Genomic DNA, 7380 nt, shown 5'->3' on the forward strand with positions numbered 1-7380 from the left:
AGCCATATTTTTCCAAAAAGTAAGCGATGCTGTTACCCCTGATTCATATGCACTTTTTGCCGCAGCACTGTTTTGCGCAACGCCCGCACCTCTTGCATATGCCTCAGCTTTCAAAAAGTACGTTTCTGCTGCCGACATAAAAATTTCAGGGCATGCGCCGGTTGATCCGGAGATATTTCCATCACGCCCCCAGTAATAGTTATAGTCTGAATATAAATTGCCTGCCTTGTAGGCCGGCGCCCCCCAACCGTCGTTGGCAGGATCTCTCTTGGTATTATATGGATCGCCACCATCAGATACCGGGGTAACCGGGTTTTGCGGATAAGGAGCCCATTCACCATTTCCGTTTTTTTCGAAATATATTGTCGCTCTCAGATCGAATATCCCGCTATCGGTGTTATTATCGCTCAATAAGTTCCAAAGGGTACTCCCCATCCTTGCACGGCTTTCCTGGCGAAAAAAGAAAGCTCTGCCGGCCCCGTCTATGTCAAAGGATATATCGGGAACATTTGCCTGGCTAAGGCCAACTACATCCGCAACCGGATCAGTTAATAAGGGTTTAGTGAGTGCGTCGGCTATTATTGGCCCGGCATCTGTATTGTCTTTGTCGTACATAGTAAGTGCGTAACGTAAACGCAGCGAATTGGCAAACGCTTTCTATTGCGCAATATTATTCCCTAAAAGAAACTCGGAACCAAACGTAAACTGAGAAGTGCTGGTGGTATTAAAATGATTAACAGCCCAGGCCAGGTCACTTAAACAGGATAAATAGATTGCCTGTTGTTTATCAAAAGGTACTTTAAGATCGGCAGTAGAACCGGAGAATGCCCGGCCAGCTTTGAAATAAGGCATGTCGCCATAAGTATTTGATAACTCCAGTGCCTGGTACGCCCTAAGTACCTTTACCATACCTTCGGCGTTGATATAGGAGGCAGAATCAGGGCTTGATTGCATTGTACTGAGCATTTGATTCATGGCAGGTAAGTTTGCGTAGAATAATTGCCAGTTTTGGTTCTCTTCGAAGCCGAAATCAGATACGGCATATACGGCGCCTAATTGTGTAATAGGATACAGCCACCTTGCCTCGGCGTTGTCGCCTATGTCGGCGGCGCGATCTAAGTTAGCCCCAATGCCAGTATAAAGTTGTGAAAGTGTCGCTGATGCGGGGCCACTATAAGTAGCATTTTCTTTTTGAAAATTCTTCGTACAGGACGCAAGAATTGCTGTGATGAAAACCGTAGCAATTACTATGGCTGTATATTGTTTTATATGATGATACTTTAACATAACGTTTGCTTTTTAAGTTTTTAATAATCCTATTAAAATCCCGCTTTTACAGAAATACCGTAAGAACGTACACCTGGTAAACCGCCAAATTGGATGCCCTGAACATTTCCGCTGCTTACAAGACTTTCTGGGTTTATCCTATCTGGCAAGGTGGTAAACAGGTAAAACAAATCGCGCCCGATTAATGAGAGCGACATGGATTGGAATACCTTAGATTTTTGTATAAACTCCTTTGGCAAATTGTAAGTAATAGATAACTCACGCAATTTTCCCCATGAATCATTAAATATTGAGTTGGTGCGTACTATCGGGTCATTATCCCATGATTGATAATTACCGGCATATTTCCACCATGGATTTACCACATTGGTATTTGTTGTATATCCACCGCCGGCGGTGGACACAACACCTGGCAATATCACACCAACATTTGCTTTGGTTCCATCAGGATAGGTATATGGCAATCCATGGCCATCCCTTTCGTAAACTGTTTCAGGTGCAAGTCCCTGGCCCATAATAGTTGCGTAGTCCCCTGACCAGATCTGGCCGCCAATTTTAAAATCAGTCAAAATGTATACGCTAAAGTTTTTATAGCGGAAGTTCTGTGAAATACCACCTGTTATTTTTGGCGTGGCATCACCTATTTTAACCATGTCATCAGTGGTGGCATATTGCGAGCCAAGCACAGGCCCGTTTCCGGTATTTGTACCATCGGCATATATCAGGTTTACTATTTTTTGGCCATTAGGGGCATATTTGTAGTCGCGCCCGTAAATACTGCCGTAATCACTGCCGACGTCAACTTTCATCAGCACGCCATTGCTACCAAACCATGAGCCTAGTTGCAATGAATTAATGCCAGGTTCCAACGCTACAACAGTATTTTGATTATGCGCCGCGTTCAAGGTCATATCCCACTAAAAATCCTTGGTCTGAAGTATTTTTCCCTTTATGGTTAATTCAATACCCCTGTTACGTAAAGCACCCGAGTTAATCAATACGTAGTTCACACCTGATGCTGTTTCGGTAGGGACTTGTATCTCCTGATGATCTGAATAGGTGTTGTAATAAGTAAAGTTTACATCTAAACGGTCGTTAAAAAAGCCCAGGTCAGTACCGATCTCAAATGATCTTGAACGTTGCGGCTGTAAGTCTGTTGGATATAAGCTTGGTAAATTTAACCCTGTTTTAAAACCAGTTGTACTAGTCGGGCTGTAAGTAAGCCCGTTTTGATAGGGTAAATATGCGTTGGCACTTTCTGCTTCGCCGAGCCGCAATTTGCCATAGCTCAGCCAGTCTTTTACCGACTTCATATCAAACGCGTCTGTAAATACAAAGCTCAAACTTGCTGAAGGATAGAAGTAGCTCCAGTTTGTAGGGCGAAGTGTCGACGACCAGTCATTGGTTCCTGACAGATCTAAAAACAGGTAATTTTTATAGGAAAGGTTTAATAAACTATATACAGAGTTTATTTCCTGAACATACCTGTTCTCTGCCGGATTAAGAGTAGTTGGCGTGCTGCCATTATAATTGCTCAGGTTAAAAAGGAATGGATAATTAAACGGCCCCGGATTATTTGACGCGATATCATACATATTGGTATAATAGTGTCTTGCACCCACTGACAGGCTGGCATTAAAGTTTTTCAACAACTTATCTTTATGAAAAACAAAACGGCCATCCAGGTTATTGGTAGATGTCCTTGCCAGGTCATAGCCGTATGAACCCTGCAAACCTGCCGCATCTGTGGGGTAATTTTGAGTTATATACTCGTTAGTATAGTAATCCAGGCCGACATTGCCAATAGCCTTTAGCCATGGCGTAATTTCGGCATTAAGCGAAAGGGAGCCTACAAATTGATTTTGTGTAAGCGTGGTGTTATCATTGAAGGTATTCCACCAGTAATATTGTTGGCCATATTCAGCGGGCGATTGTTTTAGTATAGGATTCTGCGACCCATCCGGTAGCGTGGTCAGTCCTCTTTCAATGGGCTTGTAATCTGCTGGTAAGTTGTAAACCGTCATATAACCAACACCAATGTTTCCTGAAGACCCGCTTTCGCCGTATATATTTGGCGGATTAAATTTTTTCAAATTAATATAACTGGCTGTTGCGTCAATCTTTACCTTCGGGCTAATGTTAATAGAAGCACCGACATTGAAGGTATTGGTGGCGTTATTGCTGTTATAGGTTATAGCATCGTTTGTCATCCTGGTATAGGATACGCGCAGCGTACCAAGTTCGCCGCCGCCTGAAACGGCTATATTTTGAGTTTGTGTATTGCCCTTCCGGTAAAAGCTTTGGAAAATATTAGAATTGCCTGTGTATGGCCTGGTTTGTCCATCCCACCAAACTAATGGTTGGCCTGACATTTTAGGTCCCCATGATGCACCATCTCCCGGAAAGCCAATGTAGTTATAGAACGGGCCGGCCTGCTGCGCTGGTAACTCCCGGGCTTACATAGGCTCCAGGTATATTTCCCAGGGAACCATAAGGGTCGCCGCCAATTTGTTCCTCCCGGTTATTGCCATTGCCATCCTTATAAAACTGGGCGTTGGCAGAATAAAGATCTTCTGTCATACCATTACCGTACTCGCTCTGGGTTTTAATAAACCTGTATGGGTCATTAACACGATAGGTATAGTTATAATCAACGCCAAATCCGGATTTTTTGCCTCCCTTTTTGGTAACAATAAGTATAACGCCATTCGCTCCGCGCGCTCCGTATAAAGCTGCCGCGGTTGGGCCCTTTAGTACGTCAATGCTTTCGATATCATCTGGGTTTAAGCTGTTTAAAAACGAGCCATTATCTACCGGGGGCTGCGAAACATCTGTATTTCCCCCATTTGTTGCATCAGCGAACGACTGGACAACTCCTTTTGGCTGGACAGGTTCGTTATTAATGATAACGTTGTCAATAACGATCAGTGCCTGGTTATTTCCGAGCAGGTTATTATTACCCCTGATAACGATACGGGTGGAGGCTCCTTCAACCCCATTGGGCTGGGTAACATTTAAACCTGATACTTTTCCCATTAACCCCGTCGCTATATCAGGAGGGTTCACTTTATTCATATCAGTTCCTGAAATTGCCTGCGCAGAGTACCCTAATGACCTTGCTTCCCGTTTTATGCCGAGGGCAGTTACCACCACTTCGTTCAATCCATCTGAAGGTGCAAGCCTGATGTTTATTGATTTGCTGCCGTTTACAGGCACTTCCTGGCTTTTATATCCGATAAAACTTACGAGTAAAATACCATTTTCGGGTACATCAATGCTGAACTGGCCATTAACGTCGGTCGTCGTACCCGCATTTGTCCCTTTTACTTTTACGGATGCACCGGCTAATGCCTCGCCTTTTTCGTCGACTACCTTTCCGGTAATCTTTATTGGAAGCGGTGCCTGAACGGTATTTACCGCGTCATTTTCAGGCTTTAACTTTAGTACAATGGTGTTTTGTACAATAACATAAGTTAAGGGCAGATCTTTAAAACACAAGTTTAAGGTTTGATCTAAAGTAGCATTTTTTACATTCAGTGAAATTTTGGGTGAGTATTTGATCAATTCAATTTTATACCAGAAGGTATACCCGCTTTGCTTTTCAATTTTATTAAATACCGATTCAAGGGATGCATTTTTTTCCGAAATCGTTATGTTTTGACTGAAACTTGCCGCACTAATGTGCAAACAAACGGTAAGTAAAATAATGGTGGTCAGCTTCATAACCAGTAAGATTTTATTGAGCCGCCTGTATTCATTTCGCGGCTCATAAAGAGTAGAAAATTCCATACTTTTGTTTGGTTTTTGGGTTGATAATTAATTAAATAGGTTATTTACATTTTTCGTTTAGCCCAGCCATTTGGCCGGAGGTGCTCGCAACACTTTCCGGCTTTTTTATTGGCATCAGTTAAGCAGCCTGGCCGCTTAACCTAAAAAAGGGATTGTCTCATGATCTTACAATAATTTTTCTCCCTTCTATCGTAAAGTTAATACCGCTTAATTCTAATATTTTTAATACCTGTGATACATTCACATTGCGGGAAATTTTCCCCCTGTAAAGGTCCGCAGGCAATTTTCCTTTATATTCAACATCAATATCATACCATCTGGAGATTTGCCGCATAACTGTTTGTATATCAGCTTCATTGAATTGGAATGTGCCATTTTTCCAGGCTACAACCTCGTCCATGTCCAGGTCGCGCTTTATCTCAAAAGAACCATTGCTTTTTAATACAGATTGCTGACCAGGGCTGATCATCACATTAGTATTTGCAGCATAAACCTTAACGCTGCCCTCCAGTAAGGTGGTTTTTATATTAGCTTCGTTATCATAAGCATTAATGTTAAAGTGTGTGCCCAGTACCTGTACCGATTGGGTTGCTGTTTTTACATTAAATGGTTTGTCTTTATTTTTAGCTACTTCAAAATAGGCTTCTCCGGTTAGTTCAACCGTTCTGTTTTTGCCGGTAAATGCGGTAGGAAATCTTAAAGAAGAGGCTGCGTTCAGCCATACTTTTGTGCCGTCAGCCAGTACCAGTTGGTATTGACCACCCTTTGGAATGGTAATCGTATTATAGGATATTTCGGTACTATTGGCGGCTATTGCTTTATAGGAGATCAGGCTATCCTGCTTAATAATACTTGTACCAGCCTGCGTAGAAATATTGCCATTTTTGGCATTATTTAAAATCAATTTTGAACCATTGGCCAATGTTAAAATCGCCTTATTTCCACCTGGGGCTATATCAGTTTTGAAGGACTTATTTTGGGCAACCTGTAATGGCTGCTTGTGATACCTATTGTATAATAAATAAGTGCCTGCTAAAACAAAAATGAGTATTGCCGCAGCACGCATCATGGTGCCTTTGTAAAAAGGTACGGTTTTGTTTTCTTTTAGTTCGATTTTATTGATTATTCCGTCTTTTAAGCGGTTTTCCAGCACTTCTATTTCTGATTCGGCTAACTGGTCAATCATATTTGGTTCATCAGCAAACAGCTCATAATATTGTTCCAGTAATTGAATTTCAGCAGGCGTGGCTGTTCTGTTCAAATACTTCTCTTTTAATTTCAGAAATTCTTTTATAATCGGGGACGACATCGTTTTATCAGGCTATATATATACAGTATATAAAATTGATGTTAAATCCCATCCCTTAAAAAATATTTATTAAAAAGCGTTAATTAATTTTAATACCCTATTGCAAGGGGTAAATAAGGATGCTTTGTTACAACTATTTAATCAATTGCGAAATGCAAGCCATATTATGGTTAAGCCATTTTAATATCAGGAAAGAGTAGTGTTAAGGTATTATTTTAATTACGGGTAATAACTAAAGCAATAATAGCAGTTTACTTAGGGTGGAACGTAAACTATGAAGCGAAATGGTAAACTGATTCTGGACAGTTTTTTGAGAAATATTCAGCACTTCACTAATTTCACGGGTTGACTTATCTTCTATGAATTTTAACCGGAAAACTTCCCGTCTCTTTTCTGGCTGCATACTCATCCATTCGTATATACAATCTTTCAATTCTTTTACCTCATGAATTGAATCAGCAATCAGGGCTGGCTGGTTTAATAGTTCCAAAGGTTGCTCAAAAAATGATTTAACAGCCGTCTTTTTATACTGCATAAACACCTGGTAGCGGGCAGCGCTAATAAGATAGGCGTTTAAGTTTTCAATTTTCCTGGAACATCTTTTTATCCAGAGATCAGCAAAAACGTCCTGTACGATGTCTCCTGCTATTTCGGTATCCTTTAATCGTTTATAAGTTTCGTTATATATTTTTTTCCAAAAACGCTTATAAATATGATTAAATGCCTCTTCATCTCCTTCATTAAGGAGTTCGGCTAACGCACAATCGGTAAGAATATTGTATGACATTAATTGTCTCAAATCTGGACATTAAAGATATATAAAAAAATGTTTCATATTCAAATTTACATGGTTAAATAAATAAGGGTGTGTGCATTTAACACTTTCTCTTATTAGGTGGACTGAAGGTTGAAAATAACTTGCAAGCTATTGTTCATCAAGTAGTTTTATTTTAAATAATTAGTTTTTTTGAATATTATTTTTTAATTTTAATAAA

At 40.6% G+C, this 7380-nt stretch carries 5 protein-coding genes and 1 pseudogene; all 6 read right to left on the bottom strand.

Going from position 1 to position 7380, the window contains the following annotated elements; all coding sequences use genetic code 11:
• Positions 1-1287 (bottom strand): annotated as a pseudogene (locus tag QZY09_RS11835) (SusD/RagB family nutrient-binding outer membrane lipoprotein); the annotation flags it as partial.
• A gap of 32 nt (positions 1288-1319) precedes the next feature.
• Positions 1320-2198, bottom strand: coding sequence for a hypothetical protein (locus QZY09_RS11840; RefSeq protein ID WP_295672644.1), 879 nt, complete (start codon positions 2196-2198; stop codon positions 1320-1322).
• Positions 2199-2204: 6 nt separating this feature from the next.
• Positions 2205-3659, bottom strand: coding sequence for a TonB-dependent receptor (locus QZY09_RS11845; RefSeq protein WP_295672646.1), 1455 nt, complete (start codon positions 3657-3659; stop codon positions 2205-2207).
• A gap of 43 nt (positions 3660-3702) precedes the next feature.
• Positions 3703-5076, bottom strand: a complete 1374-nt coding sequence (locus QZY09_RS11850) for a SusC/RagA family TonB-linked outer membrane protein (protein ID WP_295672648.1) — start codon at positions 5074-5076, stop codon at positions 3703-3705.
• 157 nt (positions 5077-5233) lie between these two features.
• The gene (locus QZY09_RS11855) at positions 5234-6337 is read right to left on the bottom strand and encodes a FecR family protein (RefSeq protein ID WP_295672650.1); all 1104 of its coding nucleotides are present in this window, start codon (positions 6335-6337) and stop codon (positions 5234-5236) included.
• 280 nt (positions 6338-6617) lie between these two features.
• Positions 6618-7172 carry a sigma-70 family RNA polymerase sigma factor gene (locus tag QZY09_RS11860; RefSeq protein ID WP_295672653.1) on the bottom strand — a complete coding sequence of 185 codons (555 nt, stop codon included), beginning with the start codon at positions 7170-7172 and terminating at the stop codon, positions 6618-6620.
• Positions 7173-7380 lie beyond the last annotated feature (208 nt).

Origin of the sequence: uncultured Mucilaginibacter sp. (genome assembly GCF_903913935.1) — a bacterium.
In the GTDB taxonomy this organism is placed as follows: Bacteria; Bacteroidota; Bacteroidia; order Sphingobacteriales; family Sphingobacteriaceae; genus Mucilaginibacter.

What these genes read in the sequence shown, in the direction of transcription:
- QZY09_RS11840 (WP_295672644.1), bottom strand. Translation starts at nt 2,198, where the DNA reads ATGACCTTGAACGCGGCGCATAATCAAAATACTGTTGTAGCGTTGGAA.
- QZY09_RS11845 (WP_295672646.1), bottom strand. Translation starts at nt 3,659, where the DNA reads ATGTCAGGCCAACCATTAGTTTGGTGGGATGGACAAACCAGGCCATAC.
- QZY09_RS11850 (WP_295672648.1), bottom strand. Translation starts at nt 5,076, where the DNA reads ATGGAATTTTCTACTCTTTATGAGCCGCGAAATGAATACAGGCGGCTC.
- QZY09_RS11860 (WP_295672653.1), bottom strand. Translation starts at nt 7,172, where the DNA reads ATGTCATACAATATTCTTACCGATTGTGCGTTAGCCGAACTCCTTAAT.